This window comes from Hymenobacter sp. AT01-02 (assembly GCF_000961955.2).
Lineage (GTDB): Bacteria > Bacteroidota > Bacteroidia > Cytophagales > Hymenobacteraceae > Hymenobacter > Hymenobacter mucosus.
Genome location: NZ_JZIR02000027.1, coordinates 1 through 21,318, shown reverse-complemented (window position 1 = coordinate 21,318; position 21,318 = coordinate 1). Strand labels below are relative to the sequence as shown.

The window sequence follows — 21,318 nt, the reverse complement described above, 5'->3', positions numbered from 1 at the left end:
GTGCCTTACCGCCAGGGTGGTCGTCAGGCGTAGCAAGAGTAGAACCCATAAGCAATAAGGCTGGCACACGCATGTGCCAGCCCTTATTGCTTATGGGTTCTACTCTTGCTACGCTCAGTTTTCGCTCGGCGCAGTACCATCTGCACTTGCTTGGGGTTGCCGCGCGTGACGACAGGGTAGGACACATCGTTGATGAACAGCAATTGCCCATCGGCCACAATGCGCGCCTGCAACGCATAAGTGACATTTTCCTGAATTCGGGCCGTGTCGTAGCGCAGCGTAAAGGCCAGTGGAACCTGTCGCCCATTGGGCCGGATGGTCACTGAGTCGACCACGGTAGCGGCCACATCCTGCCGCGACACATCCTGTAATTGTAGGCGCACTACGGCCGATGCGGGCAGGGCCATTCGCTCCCGATAGGTTACGGTGCCCGTTATAGAATCCTTCACCGTCACCACAACCGGGGCCGTGGTGCCCGCTCCCCCCGGCGATGAGGGAGTGGCCGTGCAAGCACCTAGTAGTGACACAACACAGAGAGCAGGCAGGAGGGGTGGCTTCATGGCAACTAACCGGGATAGAATGATAACGAACAGGCACGAATGTATTGGGAATCTGCTATTTTCCAAGGAAGTCCCCAACTCTACCCGGGCTCGGCCGCAGCTAAACCGTACTACTCTCCTACCGGCTCACAACCTCCGCCATGCGCAAGCGGCGCTGAATGGCATCGGTGGCGGCTTCCAGGATGTCGAAGGCATTGGTAGCCATAGTATTTTCGCTGTCGAGCGTGGGGTTGATTTCCACCATCTCGAAGCACACAACCCGGTCATTATCCAGCAAAGCGCGGCACAGGCTAATGGCTTCCTCTACGTTCAGGCCCTCCTCTACTGGCGTGCCCGTACCCTTGGAGAAGCGGGAGTCCAGGGAGTCCACGTCGAACGAGATGTAGACTAGGTCGCAGAAGCGCAGACGCTCGTAGATTTCGCGGGCTACTTGGCGGGTTCCCTTAGCTTTTACTTCATCAAGCTTGTAATTCTTAATTCCTAGCCGCTCGATGATGGCATTTTCTTCCGCCTCGGTGTCGCGCACTACCACGTACACGAGGTGCTCTCCAATAAGCTTAGGGCCCGTTTCGCCTAGGTTTTTAAGCTTCTGCCAGAAAAATTCCGTTTCGGGTTCTATCGTGTTCCGCTGGCATTGCCGGTTATCATCGCCCAGGGAAATGGCTATTGGCATGCCGTGCATGTTGCCCGAGGGAGTGGTGTAGGGCGAGTGAATGTCGGCGTGAGCATCTATCCACACCACCCCCAGCGTTTTGTGCGGGTAGGCGGCTTTAATGCCCGCAATGGTCGCTGCCGCATTACTATGGTCGCCGGCTAGTACCAGGGGGAACTCCCCAAACCGTAAGGTTTGTTCGACGGTGCTGGCAATGCCTTTTTGCACCGTGTAAATAGAATCAATGTGTTTGGCCTTCGGAAAATGATTTTTCTCGAAGAGCACGTGGTTCAGGTCCGGCACACTGACGGAATTGAACCGACGAAAGTAATCGGACCCTTTATTGAGGCAGGCCACTTTGAGGGCATCTACCCCCAGGCTGGCGCCTCGGGTGCCGGCTCCGAGTTCGGAGCGCACTTCCACTAACTTGATGCGACGCATACTACATGGGCAGGAAAAGGGTTAGAGTGGTTTATATGCTTGCCGATTACCAAGGCCACAGGCCAGGATAGGCTTGACGCGCGCGGACCTTCCGGCGCAACCAACGAACAAAGCACAACCAAAACCCCCGCAAGGGGGTATCTTTGCGGGTCCTAAGTTCGGAAAAAGCTTTGCTTGGAAAAAGCGCATACAGTGGCGCTTATCAAAGCATTTTGCCCACTTATCGTACGCGTTCTTTTTCAACTAGGTAGGCGAGTGTTTACCCGCACCGCCGGCCATTCTTTCCTTCATCCTCACAAGAAAATAGCATCACCCCCTCCTTTAATGGATACCTACCACTCCCTGATTTCGCAGACTTTCGATTTTCCCACCGACGAGTTTCACGTTGAAAATGACGAGCTGCGCTTCCACGATATTGACTTGATGGCCCTGGTAGAAAAGCACGGCACCCCGCTGCGCCTCACCTACCTCCCCAAAATCAGCAGCCAGATTCAGCGGGCCAAGGAGTGGTTCCGCCTGGGCATTGAGCAAACTGGCTACCAGGGCCGCTACTCCTACGCCTACTGCACCAAGGCCTCACACTTCAGCTTTGTGGTGGAGGAAGCCTTGAAAAACGGCGTCCACATCGAAACTTCCAGCTGGTTTGACACCAATATCATTCGGGCCATGTACCAGAAGGGCAGGGTCACGAAGGATACCTATATCATCTGCAACGGGTTCAAGACCGAAGAATACAAGCGGGAAATCACGGCCCTCATCAACGATGGGTTTGTGAACTGTATGCCTATTCTCGACTCGCCGAACGAGGTAGACTACTACCACGACAACGTGCGCGAAAAGTGCAATGTAGGTATGCGCCTGGCTTCCGACGAGGAACCACGCTTTCAGTTCTACACTTCGCGCCTGGGCATTCGCTACACCGACGCCGTGCCGCTCTACGAGCAGAAGATCAAGGATGATCCGCGCTTTGAGCTGACGATGCTGCACTACTTCATCAATACCGGCATCAAGGACACCAGCTACTACTGGTCGGAGCTGAGCCGCTTCGTGCACAAGTACTGCGAGTTGCGTAAGGTGTGCCCTACCCTCACCACCATCGACATTGGGGGCGGCTTACCCATTCAAACCAGCATTCAGAAGGAGTATGACTACCCCTACATGATTGCCGAAGTGCTGCGCACCATCAAGCGCATCTGCGAGGAAGAAGGCGTACCAGAGCCCGACATCTTCACCGAATTCGGTATTTTCACCGTGGGTGAGTCGGGCGCTACGATCTACAGCATTCTAGACGAGAAGCTGCAGAACGATAAGGAGCTCTGGTACATGATTGACGGCTCGTTTATCACCAACCTACCCGACACCTGGGCCCTCAACCAGCGCTTCATTATGCTGGCCCTGAATGGCTGGAACCGCTCGTACAAGAAAATTCAACTTGGTGGCCTCACCTGCGATTCGCAGGACTACTACAACGCCGAAAAACACATTTACCAGGTGTTTTTGCCGGAGCGCAAGCCCGCCCAAGACCCTAAGCCCCTGTATGTGGGCTTCTTCCACACCGGAGCTTACCAGGAGAGCTTGTCGGGGTACGGTGGCGTGAAGCACTGCCTAATTCCGGCACCGAAAATGGTTATTCTAGACCGCGCCGAGGATGGTACGCTCACGGACTACGTATTCGCAGAAGAGCAAAGTGGCGAGTCGATGATGCGCATTCTGGGCTACCAGAAGTAAGCCTCTGAAGGTAAGCCGAGCAACTGCCCCAAATTATCCCAGCCAATGGGGTAGTTTGGGGCAGTTTGCCGATCTGGGGGTAGTATTAATCGAAAGCCGAAGTCGACAGCTTGGACGCCGCAGGGGCTTCCTGTATCTTTACCGCTCTGAACCAGACCTTTCTTATCTTCAATGCCATGAAAAAAGTTCTACTATTTACCTGCGTCGCTTCGCTGGCTTTTAGTGCGTGCAACCGGAAGTCGCAGTGCCCCGCTTATTCTAGCACCAAAGAGGCCACTCGTATTTCTTCCACTATTTCCGCTAGCGCAGCTACCCCGGCCCCTCGTCAGTAGTACTCGTGGCGTTGCCAGACTATTCGGCTCCTTCTGCTATGCGGAAGGAGCCTTTTTATTTTCTGCTCCTGCCAGTACCATAGGCACTAAATAAGATTGTTGAGACGTTGTACAGTCAAAATGCTCCTAATCAGAGCAGCTGTCCAGTTTCCCCACTTTTATATTTTGTAATATTCAATGAGAAAGATTTTTATTTTCTCTTTGCTTAGCACGCTGGCTTTGGGCTCTTGCCGCACCAAATGTCCCGCTTACTCGGCTACTAAACCCGCTACTCAGGTAGCTACCGCCATTACGGCTAGTGCCGCTCTCACTACCCCTGAGCGACAGTAAAGAACACGCGTGGGCTCCCCCACGCAGTAGCGGAAGAATAGCGGCGGGGTGCTCGGCACCAAGGAAGCAAGCTAGGTTTATGAGAAGCTAGCACTGGTAGGAGGCACTGAAGAAGTTACTAAAGCAGACAATTTGGCACCTTCCTAGTAGCAGTTACATGTTACTGGCGGGCGGCTTTCTGTATCTAGTAGCGGTAGCCAAAATAAGGTCGGTAGCGGCGAGCAAGTCGCTACGTGGGGCTGGTAGGTGGTAGCTTCTGAGTAACCCACCAAGATTCCGCGTACGCCTACCCGAGCGCCGGCTTCCATGTCGCGGTACCGGTCGCCAATCATCCAGCTTTGGGCAGGATTAAGGTGAAACCGGGCCATGGCCTTCTCGATCATGAGGGAGCCTGGCTTGCGCGATAACGACTCTGACACGCTAGGATGGCCCGGGGCGAAATAGAAGGCATCTATCAGCCCTTGGCAGGCCTGCTGAAGCTTTTGATGGCACGCCTCTACCTCGGTGGCGGAATACAGTTGCTTGGCAATACCCGCTTGGTTAGTGACAACGATAAGATAGTAGCCAGCCTGCTTCAGTCGGGCTAGGCTCTCGGGTACGCCAGGCAGCACCACAAATTTCTCTACTTCCCACACGTAGTCTCCAATTTCGGCATTTAGTACACCGTCTCGGTCCAGAAATACCGCTTTATTGGGAGCATAAGTCATAAGGCAAGCAGAAAAGAAGGGTGAAAGGGAAGCGAAACTAGCTAAATAGCGGCGCCAAAGGTACGGGGTGCCTACCTTTGCACCCTGCTACTTCCTACCCTATCACCTCCTTACTTTTTCAAGAAATGACCATAGCCATTTTGGGCGGCGGCATTTCGGGCCTCACCTTGGCCTGGTACCTGCAGCGGGCCGGCGCCGACTACGACCTGTATGAAGCGGCCGCCCGGCCCGGAGGCACCGTGCGCACCGAACGCCACGGCGACTATTTGCTGGAAACAGGTCCCAATTCTCTTTTGCTCAGCCCCGAGCTGGATCAATTGCTACAGGGCTTGAACCTGACGAGCCAGATGCAAGACGCAGCGGCCGTCAGCCAAAACCGCTATGTGCTTAAGAATGGCAGCTACCAGAAGTTACCTGGTACGCCTCCGGCCCTACTCACGGGCAAGTTTTTCGGCCTGAAAACCAAGTTTAACCTATTGCGTGAGCTGACCCGCCCCGCAGCCCCCGCGGGTACGCCCGAAACACTGGCGGCCTTTTTCCGTCGTCGGTTTGGGTCGGAGGTAACGGACTACGCGCTCAACCCATTCATTGCTGGTATTTACGCCGGCGACCCGGAGCAGCTGCTGGTACAGCATACGTTTCCGCAACTGGCCGCCATGGAGCAGCAGCACGGTTCCGTGTTGCGTGGGCTCATGAAAAGCAAAGGCGGTGCCGGGCGCCGGCGCACCTTTACGCTGCACGGTGGCCTTCAAACGCTTACCGACACGCTGGCCCGGCAGCTACGGCGCGCTCACTTTAGCCACGGCATCACGGGGCTACACCGCCGCACTGATGATGGCCGGTGGGCGCTGGAAACTACTGGCGGCCCAGGCTTCCGCCTCTACGACCATGTAGTGCTGGCCCTACCCACGTATACGGCGGCCGACTTGCTGCGCCCCCAGTTTTCAGCGGCGGCTGAGGCTTTGGAGCAGGTACACTACCCGCCCATGACGGCTATCTACTCGGCGTACGACCGCGTGGCGGTGCAGCACCCACTCGATGGTTTTGGCGCCCTGCACCCCCGCGTAGAGCAGCCTTATGCCGCTGGTAGCATCTGGACTAGCTCCATCTTTCCTGACCGGGCCCCGGCCGGACAAGTGCTGTTCACGACCTTCGTGGGAGGCAGCCAGTACGAAGAGCAGGCCCGCCAGCCTGCCGAAACGCAGAAAGCAGCCGTGCACGCCGAACTAAGTCGGTTCTATGGCATTCAAGCTGCTCCTGTGTGGCAGTACCGCTACTACTGGGAGCGGGCTATTCCGCAGTTCGACCACCGGATTGGGCCTGCTCGGGCGGCGGTGGCAGCCTTGGCTGAACATGGCCTGCATGCCACGGCCAACTGGCAAGCCGGCGTGGGCGTCCCCGATTGCATTCGTCACGCTCAGCAGCTAGCCCAACAGCTCATGCGCTAGCACAGCCAGTATCTAAACCACGACCATCTTAGGCACCTACCAGATCGTGCGCGTAAGCAAACTTCTTGGGGTGGTCCTGTTGTTGGACTTCTGAGGGCCGAAGCAACGCTTGGTGGATAGCGGGCATCTATGCTATCCACGACGGCGTTTCTACCGTCCTTTGTACTCAGTACACTTCTTCTTATTCTTGCCTTTAGGGCTTCCGAAACTGACACTCTTGTTCAGGTTGCTGCGTGGGCACTTCCGCCAAACCCCTACCTTTGGCCCCATGAATGACGGGCTTGTCCTAATACCGACTTATAACGAGCGTGAGAACATAGAATTGATTCTCCGTAAGGTATTTTCCTTGCCCAAAGCCTTCGATGTGCTCATCATCGATGATGGCTCTCCCGACGGCACGGCAGCAATTGTGCGCGAGCTACTACCGGAGTTTGCGGGCCGGCTATTTCTAGAGGAGCGCACCGGCAAGCTTGGCTTGGGTACGGCCTATATCCACGGCTTCAACTGGGCCCTGGCCCGGGGCTATGAGTACGTGTTTGAGATGGACGCCGACTTTTCCCATAACCCCGACGACCTGATTCGCCTCTACGATACGTGTGCTCATCAGCACTACGACCTGGCCATTGGGTCGCGCTACATCCAGGGAGTAAACGTGGTCAACTGGCCTATGGACCGCGTGCTTATGTCTTGGTTTGCGTCGGCGTATGTGCGCTTTATTACGCGCATGCCCATTATGGATGCTACGGCGGGCTTTAAGTGCTACACGGCCCGCGTGCTGCGCACCATCCTGCAAAACCGGATTCAGTTTGTAGGGTACGCCTTCCAGATTGAAATGAAGTGGCTGGCTTACAAGTATGGCTTCCGGGTTAAAGAAGTGCCTATCATCTTCACCGACCGCACCCGAGGTGCTTCCAAAATGAGTAAGGGCATCTTCAAAGAAGCCTTCTTTGGAGTCGTGCAGTTGAAGGTTGCCAGTTGGTTCCGGCGCTTTGAGCGGACGGCACCCGAGCCCATAGTGACCGGCTCAACCGACCAGTTGTCAGCTACTTCCGCAACCCCATACCCCGAATCCCGGTAAGCGAGAAAGGCCAGCGGCTTACTTTTGAGAAAAGTCGCACATCTTTTCCGCTACGCATGGAAATAAGTCCGCTATTCTGGGTTGCCTTCAACGCATTCGTGCTGGCGCTACTGTTGCTAGACCTACTGGTATTCAACCGCAACGCCCACGTGGTGCGCATGCGCGAAGCCTTGGGCTGGAGCGTCTTCTGGATCATCCTGTCGCTGTCGTTCAATGCGTTGGTGTACCGCTGGCTGGGCAAGCAGGCAGCTATGGAGTTCCTCACGGGCTACCTCATTGAGAAGTCTTTGAGCGTTGACAATCTATTCGTCTTTCTGCTCATCTTCTCCTACTTCAAAGTTCCGCCCCAATACCAGCATAAGATCTTGTTCTGGGGCATTATTGGAGCACTGGTGCTACGCGCGGCCTTTATCCTGATTGGGGCGGCTCTGCTGGCCAAGTTCCACTTCCTGCTGTACTTCCTCGGGGCTTTCCTGGTGTATACTGGCGTGAAGATGGCCGCTAGTGCCGGCGAACCGGAAATAGACCCCGATAGCAACCCAGTGGTAAAGTTTCTGGGCCGCCACCTCCCCATTACTAGCCGCCTGCACGAGGGCAAGTTTTTTGTGCGTCAAGATGGCCTGCGCTACGCTACTCCGCTGTTTGTGGTACTGGTGATGGTAGAAACAACTGATGTTGTCTTTGCCGCCGACTCTATCCCCGCCATCCTGGCCGTCTCGCGCGACACATTTATTGTGTACACTTCCAATGTGTTTGCCCTGCTAGGTTTGCGGGCCCTGTATTTTGCCCTAGAGGGCCTGATGCGCCTGTTCCACTACCTGCACTATGGCCTGTCGCTTATTCTCATCTTCATTGGGGGCAAGCTGCTGGTATCAGAAATCTACCACGTATCTATGGGCTTATCCTTGGGTATCGTTGGGCTAATTCTGGCGGGGTCAGTAGGTCTGTCGCTTCTCTTCCCGAAGAAGCCGGAGGAAGAAACCTTTCCTAGAACGTCACGAGAATAGAGCATAAAAAAGGCCGGCTACTTAATGTAGCCGGCCTTTTTTACGTCATAGTTTAGTTGTTAGGCGGGGTAGCTGGCTGCGTGGGCGGTGCTCCCTGATTCACCCCCGCGTCGGGGGCAGCGGCGCCGCCTAGCAGGTCGATCAGGTTCAGGGGCTCGTATTGCGAGGAATCTGCCGCTACGGTTGTGCGGACGGTGTCGCGGGTAGCCCGCACGATGTATTTACGCGCCGGACCATTGAAGGCCACGAAATTTCCCAGCCCCTCGTACTCGCCCTGCGAAATGTAGCCCTTGCGGGCCATCAGCTGCGCAATAAGGCGGTGGAAATACCGGGCGCTACCCCGCATTTCGCCGTACTGGTTGAACCCGTTGCGGTAGTACTTCGGGCGGGGAATTATACTAGCCAAGAACAAACTCTCGGAGAGGTTTAGGTTGGCTGGCTGCTTGTCGAAGTAGAACTCGGCGGCTTCAGCAACCCCGTAAATTTTGGGCCCCATTCAATAATGTTCAAGTACACTTCCAGCATGCGCTCCTTCGAAGCCAAGCGCGTGTTTTCGATAATCCACACAATCAGGGCCTCTTCCACCTTGCGGACGATGGTCTTCTTGCGGGTGAGAAACACATTTTTCACCAGCTGCATAGAGATGGTACTACCGCCCCGGGCGAAGCGCCGCTCCTTGAAGTTCTGAATGGCCGACTTCACAAATGCCTTCTCCATGAACCCCCGGTGCGACATAAAGCGGGGGTCCTCCGCCGTCATGATGGCATACTTGAGGTAGTCGGCTACCTCATTGTAGGGCGTGAACTCCGGATTTGAGGAGCCCACCAGGAAGGTTTTCACCGAGTCGCCTTTGTCGTTATAGGCCGTGTAGGGGAACTCCTCGTTCAGCTTGTTCAGGTTCTCGCGCCCGAAGCGAGTAATACGGAACTTGGTACCGCGCAGCCCAGAGTTGAACCGCAGGCTGTCCAGCTTATTCATGTCTAGGTCGGCGCTGAGGCTGTACTTGAGCGTGCCTTCGCCCTGGGTGCCTTCCAAGGTTTCAAACATTCCTTCGGGTAGGGAGGCGAAGAAATCGTTGGTGGGAGTCTCGCTAGACTCCACGTTCAGCTTCACCTGCATACCCGCCATAAACTGGCTGCGGCTGGTAAGGCCATTGATTTCCTTGCCAATTACCCGCTGGTTTACGGGCAACCGGCGCACGGAAAACTCGGGGAAGAACTCCATCCGATTCAGCAGCACCCGTGTCCCTTTCTCCAAAGCAAAGGCATCTTGCCCTAGCCGAGCAACGAAGTCGATACCACCACGCGGAAAGCGCACGTCGCTATCGGAGAGCTTGGGGTGGTTTACGATGAAGTTCGCCGCCGACGCGGTGCCTTTCACGGTTAGCTCGTCGTCGCTGAAGTCTTTGCCCGTTAGGCTCACCCGCACGGTGTCAAACTGCACCCGGGCTCCGTACCGGCGCTGCACGTAGGGCAATACCACGGGGCGGCGGTCGAGGGCGAATATCTGCGCATCTACCTCGTAGTCGCCGGCGTCAATGCGCCCCAGCACTCCCACGCGGTTCCGAACCGAGTCGATAACCGCCGTCAGTTGCCCTTTAATATCCCCGTCCTCAATAGCCAGCTCGGGCATTGTGAGCGTAGCCGTGTGGCGTGGGCTCCGGTAGGTGATAAGAAAATTACGAAAATCAGCCTCACCCGGCACGTTATCGAAGGTTGCCTCGAGTAGTTGATTTGCTAACAGACCGTAGTTAGTGCCTTTGGTAGTATCGCGCTTCACTACTGGCTGGCCTTTCTTCCTTTTGTAGAGGAAAGAGTAGTTGTCGGTGCCACTGGCCGTCTTGCGGGCTGTGAGGCTGGCATTGTCGATTTCCAGGTTGCTAAACACCGGACGGCCCGCAAACAAGCTGCGCACGCTCAGGGAAGCCCGCACGGTTTGGGCCCGTAGCAGGGTATCCGTTGTGAGGGCCGTGGGCACCACGCTTACCCCGTCTAGCTGCACCGTATTTAGGTCGGTGAAGCGGGCGGGGCCCAAGGAGAGAGTCACGGGGAATTTACGCTCTACCTTGGCTTTTACTTGCAGCAAGGCGTAGTTCAGCAGCTGTTGCCGCTTGAGCAAAAATATACCAAGGCCCACGGCGAGCAGCACCGCAAGGATGCCAAGGCCGATGCCAATTTTTCGTTTCGTAGCTGGAGTCACGCGAACAGTCAGGAGGAAGGAAACTGCGGCCGGTCCGTACCAGATTCGTGCCGAACCCGCCGCCGCTCAGTAGCAAAGGTAACGAAAAAGGCTCGCGCCTCGACGGCGGGCGCAATGCCATTCCGTACCTTTGGCCCGCCCTGACTAACCTTGCTACTGCCCATGTCGTCTGCTGCCGATTACGCTTTGCTCACTCCACTTACCGCCGTTTCGCCCCTGGATGGGCGCTACCGTCGCGGCACTACTCCCCTAGCGCCTTACTTTTCTGAGCTTGCGCTTATCCGCTACCGAGTGCTGGTGGAGGTCGAATATTTCATTGCTCTGTGCGAATTGCCCCTCCCCCAGCTGGCAGGTGTCGACGCCAACGTGTTTGAGCAACTACGCAGCATCTATAAAGACTTCTCAGTGGCCGATGCCGAAGCGGTAAAAGCCCATGAGCGCGTAACCAACCACGATGTGAAGGCTGTGGAATATTTCTTGCGCGACCAATTTACGGCCCTGGGCCTAGGTCAGCATCTGGAGTTTATTCACTTCGGCCTCACGTCCCAGGACATCAACAACACGGCCATTCCGCTTAGCCTCCAGCATGCCCTGGTTCATACGCTGCTGCCAGCCTACGCTCAGGTGCGTAACAACTTGGCCACGCGCGCTCAGGACTGGGCCACCGTGCCCATGCTGGCGCGCACGCATGGGCAGCCAGCTTCTCCTACCCGCCTAGGTAAGGAGGTAGCCGTATTTGTAGCTCGCCTTGATGCCCAGGTAGAACTACTGGCTCAAGTGCCCTTCGGAGCAAAGTTTGGTGGGGCTACTGGCAATTTCAACGCCCACCATGTGGCCTACCCTGGTACCGACTGGCACGCTTTTGCCCAGCAGTTCGTGGAAGGCCGCTTAGGTTTGAAGCGCAGCCATCCTACCACCCAAATTGAGCACTACGACCACTTGGCGGCCCTGTGCGACGGCCTCAAGCGCCTCAACACCATCCTCATCGACTTGGCCCGCGACGTGTGGCAGTATATTTCCCTGGGCTACTTCCGTCAGACCATTAAGGCTGGTGAGGTGGGGTCTTCGGCCATGCCTCACAAGGTGAACCCCATTGATTTTGAAAATGCTGAGGGCAACCTGGGATTGGCCAACGCTATACTGGAGCACTTATCGGCCAAGCTGCCAATCAGCCGCCTTCAGCGCGACCTCACCGATTCTACCGTACTGCGCAACTTGGGTGTACCGCTCGGCCACACACTCATTGCCCTGCAAGCCTTGCAGCGCGGCCTTGATAAGCTGGCCCTTGACGAAGAAGCTCTGCGCCGCGACCTAGATGCCAACTGGCCGGTAGTGGCCGAGGCCATTCAGACGGTGCTGCGCCGCGAAAACTACCCCGATCCGTACAACGCGCTCAAAGCCCTGACGCGTACCCACGGCCCCATCACCGAGCAGACTATCCGTGAGTTCATTGATACGCTAGAAGTAAGCGAAGAAGTGAAAACCGAACTGAGGGCCATTTCTCCTACCAGCTACGTAGGAGTATAGCTCCACCCGAGCGGAATAGCTGCCGCTCTGCTACTGCCTAAAGCCCGGTCTGGCCTGTTGCCGGATCGGGCTTTTTTCAGTCGTGCTCCTCCCACTTGCTCCTATCTTCTACCTTTGAGCTTGTAATTTCATTCTTGCATGGCTTCTCTCGCCGGTATTACCGTTCATCCAGACTGCCGCCACTTCCGTGGCGATATTCCTTGCCGCCCCAATAAAGAGCATGGCTACCAGTGCGCCAACTGCCCGGTGTATGCACCCATCCAACAGCGCATTCTCATTATTAAGTTGGGGGCTATTGGCGACGTGATTCGGACAACCCCCCTTTTGCGGCGGTTGCGGCAGGAGTATCCGATGGGCAAGATTACCTGGCTTACACTCACGCCCGCCATCCTACCGCAAGGTGAGATTGACGAAGTCCTAAAGTTAGATTTACCGGCCGTACTGCATCTACAGCAACGGGAGTTCGATATTCTGCTCAACCTTGATAAGGACAAGGAAGCCTGTGCCTTGCACGACTCCATTCGGGCTACCCAAAAATTTGGCTACACCCTGCACCCCCAGTACGGCGTGGCCTGGCCCAGCAATGCCCTAGCCGACCACAAGTACCTCACGGGCGTATTTGACCAGCTAAGCCTGCAAAACCAAAAGCCTTATGTGCAGGAGATATTTGAACTGTGCGGCTTTGAGTTCCGGGGCGAAGAGTACGTATTCGACACGCACGAAGACAAAGGCTACGACTGGAGCCACCTCCCTACCATGCCCCGCGCATTGGGCTGAACACCGGCTGCGGCGACCGGTGGACTACCCGCCTGTGGTCAGATGACCAGTGGACTCGACTGATTCAGCAATTGCAGGCCGCGGGCTACGCGCCCGTGCTACTAGGCGGAGAGGCAGAAGACGAACGGAATCGGCGTTTGCATGCAGCCACCGGCGCGGCATACTTGGGCACGTTCCCTTTGGCGCAGTTCATCAACCTGATGTACCAGATGGATGGCATTGTGACCCAAGTAACCATGGCTATGCACATCAGCATCGCGCTACGCAAGCCTACCATCCTGATGAATAATATCTTTAACCCGTACGAGTTTGACCTCTACGACCGCGGCCAACTGGTACAACCCGACCGGCAGTGCGTGTGCTTCTACCGGGGCTCTTGCAAGCTAGGAACTAGCTGCATGGAAGACTTACCGGCTGAAAAGGTATTCGCAGCCGTGCAAGCTAGCGTGCCGATAGCCATTGGGTAGCAAGTTCTAAGGGGTAGCTAGCGGGTACAACCAGCTTATCCCAAGGCACCAACGGGAACAGCGTCTGCCGCCGTTACCATTATTAGTACAGCTTGGGTACCTTGCCCAGGTGCTGATGTGAGGTTGAGGTCTGCATTGAGAACTCGGGCCCGAGCCCTAATACCGGCCAGTCCCATTCCAGTTGATTTGCCTTGCCCCTCTGGCTGGAGCGCGAAACCGCGTCCATCATCGCTCATGCGTAGTTTTAGCACGCCCGCTACCGTGGTAATATCCAGCGTCAGGTGGTGGGCTTGGGCATGCTTAAGCGTGTTGGCAAAGAACTCCTGCACGATGCGGTACAGGGCCAGTTGTGCGCTAACCTCCCACGTTTCCACGCTAGCATCTACTTGCAGATGCACGAGCATTCCCGTGGCTTCTAAGCGCGTAGCGAGCATTGTAACGGCACGGCGAAACCCAAACCGCACCAGCATTGCCGGCGAAATATCACGCACAATGTGGCGCATGTTCTGCACCGTTTCTCCCACTATTTGGCTGGCCTGCTGGGCCATTTCCTGCGCCTGGGGGCTGGCGGCATTAGAACGCAGTTGGTTGATTATTAGCTGTGCAGCAGCCAGTGCCCCACCTATTTCATCGTGCAGGTCTTGGGCAATTCGCTCCCGTTCGGTTTCCTGAGAGGCAACTACCAAGCCTAGCATTGCTTGCTGGTGTTCTAACTCCTGCTGCTGCAGGTTTACCTGCATAGCATGCGCCTTCTTTTGGTAAACCACTATAAAAACAACGATTGCCACTGCTAGCAGCAGCATCACACTAATGCCTGTGAACAATAACCAAGCGAATTCTACTTCCGTGGGCTTATCCACAAGCCATATGCATAGGTACTATACAACAACATGGTTAATACTCCGTGCAACGCCCATATCTGGTAGGACAGTTGCTGAGAATATTTGATGCTGAAGTTGGCAAACGTGTATATCAGAAAATTTCCGGCAAAAAAGATCAGCAAAGCCGTCGAAATCCAAAATACAGGGTCCTTCCATATGTAAAATACCCGCATTTCTTTAAAGGAAGTATAATAATATAGCAGCACTAATCCTATTACCAGAACGCTTTCCACTGAGCGCCCAATATTATCCACATTATCAGGCTGCCCTAGTCGTCCTATTTCTTCGATAGTCAGCATTCCTATCATTGTAGCTACTACTACCCATCTAACTTTAGCAGCACGTTATTTTTTATGATGAGGCTATACATCCACACGAGCAGGGCAAACTCAACTCCGATGTATATCGGCCACATAAATAAATTAGATACATGCAGTAGCCAATACACTCGGGATACTAGTTCTGTAAGCAGCGCAAAAAATGTCAGTAAGGCTAGTGGGCGCAGGTTAGCAGGTAGGTGTTTCCATTTTACCGCCCCGACAACGGCTGCTGCTATTTCCGGCACTATTACTAGAAATATAATTACCTGCTCAGTAGTGAAGCCCATGCATGAAGTGTGAGTACAGCAAGGGGTTCAAGCTCTAACTAGCCTTGCTCAGGAATTCGAAACGCTTTACTCTGCTTGAGCTATTAGCAGGTACGAGGACATGGAGAGCTCAAATCATAGTACCCCTCATCGTCTATGCTGTTGGCTTCGCCCAACTTGGTAGCGTGCAACACTAGCCCGAAAGCGTAGCAAGGCAGCGTAGACGCCTTCTGGCTATTGCCAAGCCCATAGTAGTGATGCAGACCATAGATAATGTGAACAGACAGCTTTTCCTTGGCTAGTCCGAGTGTCGCTACGAACTCTTGGACAGAGTAGTTATACCCGTGTAGAAAGCCATACCGAATGCTAAACACCTCGGCGCCCACGGCACCGTTCCTGCTTATCCAGTTGTACTTCCACAGACCCGTCAAGGATTCCGGTAATTCTTCACTGGGCATATCTAGCGCTTCGCTTTCCTTACTTGGAGTATAAATGCTGGTGGCCTCGCAATACGGAGTTACTCTCTCCCCTGCAGAATCTACCCCGAATAGCAGCAAGCAAAATTGTTTTTCTTCTTTATTTTTTAATCCGAACCTGATTTTAATAGTAGCAATACCTGGCGTAGAAAGCAGATAGGAAATGGTAGAAAAAGAAATTATTCCACCTACTTGAAAAGTATCGCCTTCTACAAAGCACTCTAGCTGTTCCGAATTATCTTCTTGCTGGGCCCAATTGGCTACCAGCCTAGCATACTCTGCATCCGAAATAAACTTCGCTTTTTCTTTAATCAGATTTACTTGGTCTTGCATACAAAGGAATTTAGGAGACCAAGGTACATAATCCATTCCCTACAATGTGCTACCGATCTGGCATCTAGCATATGTAAAGAAGACGGCTATGCCGGCGTTTTTAGCTAGGAAAAGTAGCTACAGTAATAAGCAACAGTTCTTTTCTAAGCAAACTACATAGTAAGCTAGCGCGCAACCTCTTTCAACGCTTTCACCATCTCGCCCCAGGAAAAATCCTTTTTTCGAGCCCATACACCGGCTGTAAATTCAGCTTCGCGCTGATGCTCGTAGAAATCTACCAAGGCATCCGCTATGGCTTTGGCCGTTGGTGGCACTACGTAGCCCACCTCACCGTTCGGAATTAGCTCGGCTAGTCCGCCCACATCGGTTACTAGCATAGGACGGCTGAAGTGGTAGGCAATCTGGGAAACACCGCTTTGTGTGGCATTTTTATAGGGCTGCACTACTATATCGGCGGCGCAGAAGTAATCCACCACCTTCTCATTTGGGATAAAGTCCGTTGCGCGCACCAAGCGGCCTTCCAACTGGTGCTGGCGTATCAACGCTTCATACGGAGTTGCGTCTTCATAATATTCGCCCGCAATAATGAGTTTGACGGGTAGTCTCGCTAAGCGCTCATCCGCAAAGGCTTCAAGGAGAATATCTAGCCCTTTGTAAGCCCGAATGAAACCGAAGAACAGCAGGTATGCATACTTCGGATCAAGCCCCAAGGCTTGCAAAGCTCCTTGTTTAGGTTTGAGCGGCCCAAAATTATCGTAGAGTGGGTGCGGGCGGTACTGGGCCGGCTGTCGGAAGTGCAACCGCCGTAAATCGGCCAGCACAGAGCGGCTCATGGTCACGAAACCGTGGCAGGCCGAGAGAAAGTACTTGGTCAGGGGCCGGTCGCCAGGGCGCTTTTCGTGGGGAATGACGTTGTCAGTAATTGCCACTACGCGCGTGTGGCGGTTGCGGCGGACCAGCCGCGCTACCACACCCAGGGCTGGGCCCATAAATGGCAACCAGAAGCGGAAAATCACTAAATCGGGCCGTTCTCGGCGCAGCCGGTTTCCTACCGCGTACCAGCTCAGCGGGTTCACAGAGTTCAGGCTCACCTCAATACGGAGGTCGGTGGGCCCGGGCTCGGTGCTGAATTGGGTTTGACCAGGGAAAAGGAAATTCGGATACTGCAACGAGAACGTAACTAACCGTACCTCGTCGCCTTCCTCTTGGAAGGCCCGGGCCAGCCGCTCATTGTAGGTTGCTAGACCGCCCCGGAGCGGATAGGCTGGTCCGATAATAACGACTTTCATAGTGGCTTCGTGCTAAAACCGGCCTGCTGCCAGAAGCAAAGCACCGAAGTAGCTTTACAATAGGCAACCCGCGGCTATGGGTCATTTTAGATTCAACCGGTCGCGAATGAGGTAGTCGTTTCGGTTCGATCCGCTGAGCTGCACCATTTCGGCTAGAAACCCTGCCAGGAACAGCTGTACGCCAATAATAACGGCTACTAGCGCTAAAAAGAATAGGGGCTGGGCTGTTACGTCGCGGGCGTGCAAGTTTTGGTGGGCAAGCCATACTTTCTCGCTTACCAGCCACAGGGTAATCAGCATCCCCACAATAAATGATAAGGACCCGAGAGTGCCGAAAAAGTGCATAGGACGCCGCCGGAACCGACTCACGAACGTGATGCTCATCAAGTCGAGGAAGCCGTACACGAACCGCTCGAGCCCAAACTTTGTGGTGCCGTACTTACGCTCCTGATGTTGCACCACCTTCTCGCCAATCTTGCGGAAGCCGGCCCATTTGGCAATGACAGGAATATAGCGGTGCATTTCCCCATACACCTCCACGCTCTTCACTACGCGGCTATCGTAAGCTTTCAGGCCACAGTTGAAGTCGTGCAGCTGAATACCAGAAATCCAGCGCGTCACTCCGTTAAACAGCTTCGTAGGAATTGTTTTGCTCAGAGGATCGTAGCGCTTCTTCTTCCACCCGCTTACCAAATCCAGATTATCCTGGGTAATCATGCGGTAAAGTTCGGGCAGTTCTTCGGGCGAATCTTGCAGATCAGCATCCATGGTGCATACCACGCGGCCCGTCGTTTCCCGAAAGCCTACGTTCAACGCCGCCGACTTTCCATAATTCCGATTGAAGCGAATACCGCGCAGGTGGGTGTCTGTACTGGCTAATTCCTCAATTACGTCCCAGGAGTCATCCGTGGAGCCATCGTCAATTAGAATTACTTCGTACGTCAACCCATGCTGGCTAAGCACGCGGTTGATCCAACGCGTCAGCTCTGGTAGCGACTCGGCTTCGTTGAGCAAGGGAATAACAATAGACAGCTCAACGGGAAAATGGTGCGGCAGACGCTTACTCAAATTCGGGGCGGGTGTGTTTGGTAAAAGCAGAAATAGCTAAGGTGAGGAAGAACCCCAATAACAGAGCCCCCAGAGCGCCAAATACAATGGAAATAGGGCCTGTACTATACTTAGCAATGGAAGCAATTGCCTGATCAACTTGGGCGCCTTCCATTCCGCGGTCTTCCAGCCGGCTGCGCGTAAGCTCCATGACCCGGTTCATATAGTCAGGGTCTACAAACTTCAGGTAAAGAAAACTAAAAAAGCTGCTTAGCAAGCCCGCCACAGCCGCTAAAACGGCTCCAATACCGAGGCCTTCTCCGTACGACATGAAGCCTCCATTTAGCTGCTTGAATCTTTTATGCGCTAGCACAATACCCACGCCAAGGACAACTCCACTCAACCAACGCAAGGGCGTTTCTGGGTCGCTGATCAATGCCAACTGCAAAAAGGAAACGGCCGTAATGACCAGCCCTGTAATCAATCCGTACCGGAGCCCAACGGTGGTGGGGCTAACTGAAGTAGTTGTGCTGGTCATAGCAGGTAGCAGTGAAGTGCGTAATAGGTAGCGGAAGGTAAATTATTTCCGCAAAAACACTCCTCCTGGAATAGCTAGGATAAAGCCAAGCACGAATTTTTTCAGGAACTCATCCTGCGCGAAGGCTTCAGGAGTGCGCGCAAGGTTGCGCAAGGTTGCCTCATATTGCTGCTTGCCGTTGGCTTCTTTGAAGTACATGTCCTTGGCATTTGCGAGCAACTGGCGCATCTCAGCCAGATGGCTCGCAATAGGCTCCGGGCCGGTTACGCGAGCAAAGGTATACAGGCCCAGCGCCGCCACGACAGCACTAATACCCGCTGTGGCTATCCCTACTCCTAACGACTTCCAAAGTCCTGGGCCATTCGTGTAATAGCGCCGCAGCAACACTTGGCTTACCACAGCAGCAATGGCTGGAAAAAATTGGGACAGGGTCCGCTTAGGACCGTAGGGATTGTTGCCGGTTACATGCAGGAACAGTACCCAAGCAATGCACAATAAGCCAGCACTGACGCCGCATACTACAGCAGTGCGCAATACAGGACTGGGGGAAGACGCAGATTTCAATTGCAGAAAGCTAATGAGCCAGCAAGATACAAGGTCTTTAGGCAACCTACGCCGCTTGGGCAACCGACGCCACCTTCTGCCGGCCACGCACGCGTAGTAAAATTCCTTCCGCTAACAAACATAACAGCGCGCCAAGCAAACAGTAGCGCCATAGTGGTACTCCTACCCGGGTTGCCTTATACTGAGCTGCTACTGATTGTCCTCCACCCGTTTCGTACACTCGAATGTTGGGCCTGTTTGGACCTATCAACTGCTTTAACTCGGCCGCTGAATAACTGGTTAAGTCAGATTCGTGTTTATCAAAATTGAAGGCCATTTTTAGCACAGGCTGGCCAGCTCGCGTGAGCGTGTAAAATCCTGGGGTGCGCATGCCCGGCGGTATATCCAGCACTACGCGGGCACCTTGTACGCGTTGGCTTGGGATGTACTCTGCACTGTCGCTAGTAAGTTTGAAAATGCTTTCTTCTCCTGTACTTATCGCATCTGGTAGGCGCACAGACAGCGTGCGTTGGTTCAATCGGTACGCAGGTTGCTGTTCTTGCTGGTAGCTCTGCATAGCCAGTCTATACATGACAGGCACAAATAAGGCATGCCGAGTAAAGTCAGAATACCCATTGCTGAAGGGTGACGCAAACAGGTATACTACCCCTTTTCCGCTGCTAAAACCCGCCAGAAAATCGTCACCATCTCGCAGCCGCAGAATTTCCGTACCAGAACGTGACCAACTAAGTACTGGAGCTGCCTTTGGCATAACCGCCGGTCGGTTCTGCCCAGCAAATACATCTTGGAAGAAAGGATTCTGTCGGTTAGGGGCCGCAACATCCCGAAGCGGAGGTACCCCGCCCTTCGTAGGCTCCCACTGTACGGCACCTACCCCAATAGTTCGGAATAAAGCCGTGTATGAATCGTGTGAAGCGGTAGCGGCCGGTACAATTACAATGGTAGCGCCACGCTGTACCGCTTCTTGAATTTTCTCACGCAGTCCAGCAGAAACCTCTGTTGCTTCTCGTAACAGAATAAGGTTTGCTCGCTCTAAGCCACGGTAATCTCCTGTTCTCGGAGCTAAATGCTGATAAGTAAATAGCGGCTCATTATTGTAGAGCTGTGCCATTAGCCCCTCATTTGCTACCTCCACAACTCGAATTTGAGCAGCAGGCTGCAACGTGAAATAATATGTGTTATCGAAATCAACAGGCGAGTCTTCTACTTCTACCCTGCACTCCTGTAACCACTTATCAGTTAGCCGCACCTTCACCATTGATGTTGTGGTTTGGTGAGCTGGTACCGGTACTCGAAACACTGCTGCCTGCTGCTTGCCTACAAAAACCTTCACAGGACAGTCAGTAGATGTCTGGGCTCCACCGTTGCGCAATCGTACCCGCAAGGTTATATCCGTATTAGCTCGAACAAAAGCATCATCCAACCATACGCTGTCCACAAAGACGTTTGCCGTCGCTTTCCCAGCTAATGGCACTAAGAAGACTTGCTGACTCGAATCAAGAGATGTGAGTTGCTGCTGTGAAAAGTTGTTCTTCTGAAAATCGGAGAAAAGAAACAATGGCCCATTGGTGCGAGCAGCTTGGTCAAGTCCCTGGCTCAGCTGAGCATTCACGCTTAGATTCTGCCCTGTAATCTGGATAGCCTGAACGGCAGCACGATAAGCCTCGCCAGAACCAACGCCTTGTTTATTCCCTACTAGCGCGAATCTAGCTCCCGATGAGAAAGCTAGAGGAAGTTCACTTGCTTCCTGAATAGCATCTTCTACAAGCAGATGGTCACTAACACCTACTTGCTGCATGCTAGCGCTATTATCAACCAATACATTCACTGCCCCTTGTTGACTACGCTGTTCTGGAGCAGGAATGAAAGGCTGAGCGAATAGAAAGACTAGGAATGAGATAAAGCTAACTCTGGCGAGCAGCACTAACAGATGCTTAAGCTTTCTCTGCCGAGCAGTAACCAACTTCACCTCTCGTATAAACTCAACGTTGGTAAAGAGAATGCGTTGGGGCCGCCGTAATTCAAATAAATGAATAGCTATAGGAATGCTGATTGCTAACAGCCCAACCAAAAACCACGGATATGTGAAGCTCATCTAAAGAGAGGTAAGTCTAGGCAAAGAGACACAATTTCTCTTTCCAAAACGCATAAGTCCTCAACTCAGTGCTACGCTAAGAGCTGTTTTCTAATAAAACAGACACTGCACATCTGTACACGAATTACAACAAGCTACTGTAACGCTAATACTTTAGACTATAACGTGCTGATTAGCCAGTGCGCGTGATAAAACTGGAGCCTCCCGGCTAGGAAGGCCCTAAACGGGACGAGCCCCCGGCGCATCCCCCTCCTCC

At 53.9% G+C, this 21,318-nt stretch carries 20 protein-coding genes and 2 pseudogenes; 9 read left to right on the top strand and 13 right to left on the bottom strand.

Annotated features, from left to right (window positions below):
• Nucleotides 1-83: 83 nt before the first annotated feature.
• Both VI25_RS10780 and VI25_RS10775 read right to left on the bottom strand, forming a co-directional pair.
• Nucleotides 84-560 carry a YbaY family lipoprotein gene (locus tag VI25_RS10780; protein WP_072144797.1) on the bottom strand — a complete coding sequence of 159 codons (477 nt, stop codon included), beginning with the start codon at nucleotides 558-560 and terminating at the stop codon, nucleotides 84-86.
• Between the two features lie 118 nt (nucleotides 561-678).
• Nucleotides 679-1,653 carry an arginase gene (locus tag VI25_RS10775; RefSeq protein ID WP_045688931.1) on the bottom strand — a complete coding sequence of 325 codons (975 nt, stop codon included), beginning with the start codon at nucleotides 1,651-1,653 and terminating at the stop codon, nucleotides 679-681.
• A 324-nt stretch (nucleotides 1,654-1,977) separates the two neighbouring features.
• Here VI25_RS10775 and VI25_RS10770 point away from each other — a divergent pair, with 324 nt between their 5' ends.
• From VI25_RS10770 to VI25_RS25135, 3 genes are all read left to right on the top strand, one after another.
• Complete coding sequence (locus tag VI25_RS10770) at nucleotides 1,978-3,381, top strand: decarboxylase (RefSeq protein WP_045688932.1); 1,404 nt, start codon at nucleotides 1,978-1,980, stop codon at nucleotides 3,379-3,381.
• A 176-nt stretch (nucleotides 3,382-3,557) separates the two neighbouring features.
• Nucleotides 3,558-3,713, top strand: coding sequence for a hypothetical protein (locus tag VI25_RS25140; protein ID WP_161806918.1), 156 nt, complete (start codon nucleotides 3,558-3,560; stop codon nucleotides 3,711-3,713).
• Nucleotides 3,714-3,890: 177 nt separating this feature from the next.
• Nucleotides 3,891-4,043: a hypothetical protein gene (locus VI25_RS25135; RefSeq protein ID WP_161806917.1), complete on the top strand. Its 153-nt coding sequence runs from the start codon at nucleotides 3,891-3,893 to the stop codon at nucleotides 4,041-4,043.
• A gap of 143 nt (nucleotides 4,044-4,186) precedes the next feature.
• Here the strand turns inward: VI25_RS25135 and VI25_RS10765 are convergent, their stop codons facing one another.
• Nucleotides 4,187-4,750, bottom strand: coding sequence for a D-glycero-alpha-D-manno-heptose-1,7-bisphosphate 7-phosphatase (locus VI25_RS10765; protein WP_236705009.1), 564 nt, complete (start codon nucleotides 4,748-4,750; stop codon nucleotides 4,187-4,189).
• Nucleotides 4,751-4,875: 125 nt separating this feature from the next.
• On the opposite strand from VI25_RS10765, the gene hemG reads away from it, so the two are divergent.
• The 3 genes from hemG (at nucleotide 4,876) to VI25_RS10750 (ending at nucleotide 8,283) form a co-directional block, all read left to right on the top strand.
• Nucleotides 4,876-6,198: a protoporphyrinogen oxidase gene (hemG, locus tag VI25_RS10760; protein ID WP_045688933.1), complete on the top strand. Its 1,323-nt coding sequence runs from the start codon at nucleotides 4,876-4,878 to the stop codon at nucleotides 6,196-6,198.
• A 268-nt stretch (nucleotides 6,199-6,466) separates the two neighbouring features.
• Complete coding sequence (locus VI25_RS10755) at nucleotides 6,467-7,276, top strand: polyprenol monophosphomannose synthase (protein WP_045688945.1); 810 nt, start codon at nucleotides 6,467-6,469, stop codon at nucleotides 7,274-7,276.
• Between the two features lie 56 nt (nucleotides 7,277-7,332).
• Nucleotides 7,333-8,283 (top strand): TerC family protein, encoded by a 951-nt coding sequence (locus VI25_RS10750; protein WP_045688934.1) that lies wholly within the window; start codon nucleotides 7,333-7,335, stop codon nucleotides 8,281-8,283.
• Between the two features lie 52 nt (nucleotides 8,284-8,335).
• On the opposite strand, the pseudogene VI25_RS26770 reads toward VI25_RS10750, so the two are convergent.
• A pseudogene (locus tag VI25_RS26770) lies at nucleotides 8,336-9,261 on the bottom strand (transglycosylase domain-containing protein).
• 1,383 nt (nucleotides 9,262-10,644) lie between these two features.
• Here VI25_RS26770 and purB point away from each other — a divergent pair.
• The 3 genes from purB (at nucleotide 10,645) to VI25_RS24030 (ending at nucleotide 13,253) form a co-directional block, all read left to right on the top strand.
• Nucleotides 10,645-12,009: an adenylosuccinate lyase gene (gene purB, locus VI25_RS10735; protein ID WP_055562493.1), complete on the top strand. Its 1,365-nt coding sequence runs from the start codon at nucleotides 10,645-10,647 to the stop codon at nucleotides 12,007-12,009.
• Between the two features lie 138 nt (nucleotides 12,010-12,147).
• The gene (locus VI25_RS24035; RefSeq protein ID WP_052695276.1) at nucleotides 12,148-12,786 is read left to right on the top strand and encodes a glycosyltransferase family 9 protein; all 639 of its coding nucleotides are present in this window, start codon (nucleotides 12,148-12,150) and stop codon (nucleotides 12,784-12,786) included.
• Nucleotides 12,717-13,253, top strand: coding sequence for a glycosyltransferase family 9 protein (locus VI25_RS24030; protein ID WP_082455489.1), 537 nt, complete (start codon nucleotides 12,717-12,719; stop codon nucleotides 13,251-13,253). The genes VI25_RS24035 and VI25_RS24030 overlap by 70 nt, the downstream gene beginning before the upstream one ends.
• 35 nt (nucleotides 13,254-13,288) lie before the next feature.
• Here VI25_RS24030 and VI25_RS10720 read toward each other — a convergent pair whose 3' ends face one another.
• The 9 genes and pseudogenes from VI25_RS10720 to VI25_RS28875 form a co-directional block, all read right to left on the bottom strand.
• The gene (locus tag VI25_RS10720; protein ID WP_161806916.1) at nucleotides 13,289-13,993 is read right to left on the bottom strand and encodes a sensor histidine kinase; all 705 of its coding nucleotides are present in this window, start codon (nucleotides 13,991-13,993) and stop codon (nucleotides 13,289-13,291) included.
• 98 nt (nucleotides 13,994-14,091) lie between these two features.
• A complete protein-coding gene (locus VI25_RS25130) occupies nucleotides 14,092-14,433 on the bottom strand; it encodes a hypothetical protein (protein ID WP_161806915.1) in 342 nt (113 codons plus the stop codon).
• Nucleotides 14,434-14,824: 391 nt separating this feature from the next.
• Nucleotides 14,825-15,529, bottom strand: coding sequence for a hypothetical protein (locus tag VI25_RS10705; protein ID WP_045688938.1), 705 nt, complete (start codon nucleotides 15,527-15,529; stop codon nucleotides 14,825-14,827).
• A 164-nt stretch (nucleotides 15,530-15,693) separates the two neighbouring features.
• Nucleotides 15,694-16,818, bottom strand: coding sequence for a glycosyltransferase (locus tag VI25_RS10700; protein ID WP_055562492.1), 1,125 nt, complete (start codon nucleotides 16,816-16,818; stop codon nucleotides 15,694-15,696).
• An 81-nt stretch (nucleotides 16,819-16,899) separates the two neighbouring features.
• The gene (locus VI25_RS10695) at nucleotides 16,900-17,886 is read right to left on the bottom strand and encodes a glycosyltransferase family 2 protein (protein ID WP_045688939.1); all 987 of its coding nucleotides are present in this window, start codon (nucleotides 17,884-17,886) and stop codon (nucleotides 16,900-16,902) included.
• Entirely contained in the window at nucleotides 17,879-18,403 is a 525-nt protein-coding gene (locus tag VI25_RS10690; protein WP_045688940.1) for a DUF4199 domain-containing protein, read from the bottom strand. The genes VI25_RS10695 and VI25_RS10690 overlap by 8 nt, the downstream gene beginning before the upstream one ends.
• A gap of 42 nt (nucleotides 18,404-18,445) precedes the next feature.
• Nucleotides 18,446-18,937, bottom strand: a complete 492-nt coding sequence (locus VI25_RS10685) for a DUF4199 domain-containing protein (protein WP_045688941.1) — start codon at nucleotides 18,935-18,937, stop codon at nucleotides 18,446-18,448.
• 76 nt (nucleotides 18,938-19,013) lie between these two features.
• Nucleotides 19,014-20,579, bottom strand: coding sequence for a hypothetical protein (locus VI25_RS10680; RefSeq protein WP_236705008.1), 1,566 nt, complete (start codon nucleotides 20,577-20,579; stop codon nucleotides 19,014-19,016).
• 258 nt (nucleotides 20,580-20,837) lie between these two features.
• Nucleotides 20,838-21,062, bottom strand: a pseudogene (locus VI25_RS28875) (BatA domain-containing protein); the annotation flags it as partial.
• Between the last annotated feature and the right edge of the window lie 256 nt (nucleotides 21,063-21,318).

What these genes read in the sequence shown, in the direction of transcription:
- VI25_RS24035 (WP_052695276.1), top strand. Translation starts at nt 12,148, where the DNA reads ATGGCTTCTCTCGCCGGTATTACCGTTCATCCAGACTGCCGCCACTTC.
- VI25_RS10765 (WP_236705009.1), bottom strand. Translation starts at nt 4,750, where the DNA reads ATGACTTATGCTCCCAATAAAGCGGTATTTCTGGACCGAGACGGTGTA.
- VI25_RS25140 (WP_161806918.1), top strand. Translation starts at nt 3,558, where the DNA reads ATGAAAAAAGTTCTACTATTTACCTGCGTCGCTTCGCTGGCTTTTAGT.
- VI25_RS10690 (WP_045688940.1), bottom strand. Translation starts at nt 18,403, where the DNA reads ATGACCAGCACAACTACTTCAGTTAGCCCCACCACCGTTGGGCTCCGG.
- VI25_RS10750 (WP_045688934.1), top strand. Translation starts at nt 7,333, where the DNA reads ATGGAAATAAGTCCGCTATTCTGGGTTGCCTTCAACGCATTCGTGCTG.
- VI25_RS10700 (WP_055562492.1), bottom strand. Translation starts at nt 16,818, where the DNA reads ATGAAAGTCGTTATTATCGGACCAGCCTATCCGCTCCGGGGCGGTCTA.
- VI25_RS10755 (WP_045688945.1), top strand. Translation starts at nt 6,467, where the DNA reads ATGAATGACGGGCTTGTCCTAATACCGACTTATAACGAGCGTGAGAAC.
- hemG (WP_045688933.1), top strand. Translation starts at nt 4,876, where the DNA reads ATGACCATAGCCATTTTGGGCGGCGGCATTTCGGGCCTCACCTTGGCC.
- purB (WP_055562493.1), top strand. Translation starts at nt 10,645, where the DNA reads ATGTCGTCTGCTGCCGATTACGCTTTGCTCACTCCACTTACCGCCGTT.
- VI25_RS10720 (WP_161806916.1), bottom strand. Translation starts at nt 13,993, where the DNA reads ATGCAGGTAAACCTGCAGCAGCAGGAGTTAGAACACCAGCAAGCAATG.
- VI25_RS10780 (WP_072144797.1), bottom strand. Translation starts at nt 560, where the DNA reads ATGAAGCCACCCCTCCTGCCTGCTCTCTGTGTTGTGTCACTACTAGGT.
- VI25_RS25130 (WP_161806915.1), bottom strand. Translation starts at nt 14,433, where the DNA reads ATGCTGACTATCGAAGAAATAGGACGACTAGGGCAGCCTGATAATGTG.
- VI25_RS10770 (WP_045688932.1), top strand. Translation starts at nt 1,978, where the DNA reads ATGGATACCTACCACTCCCTGATTTCGCAGACTTTCGATTTTCCCACC.
- VI25_RS10705 (WP_045688938.1), bottom strand. Translation starts at nt 15,529, where the DNA reads ATGCAAGACCAAGTAAATCTGATTAAAGAAAAAGCGAAGTTTATTTCG.
- VI25_RS10775 (WP_045688931.1), bottom strand. Translation starts at nt 1,653, where the DNA reads ATGCGTCGCATCAAGTTAGTGGAAGTGCGCTCCGAACTCGGAGCCGGC.
- VI25_RS25135 (WP_161806917.1), top strand. Translation starts at nt 3,891, where the DNA reads ATGAGAAAGATTTTTATTTTCTCTTTGCTTAGCACGCTGGCTTTGGGC.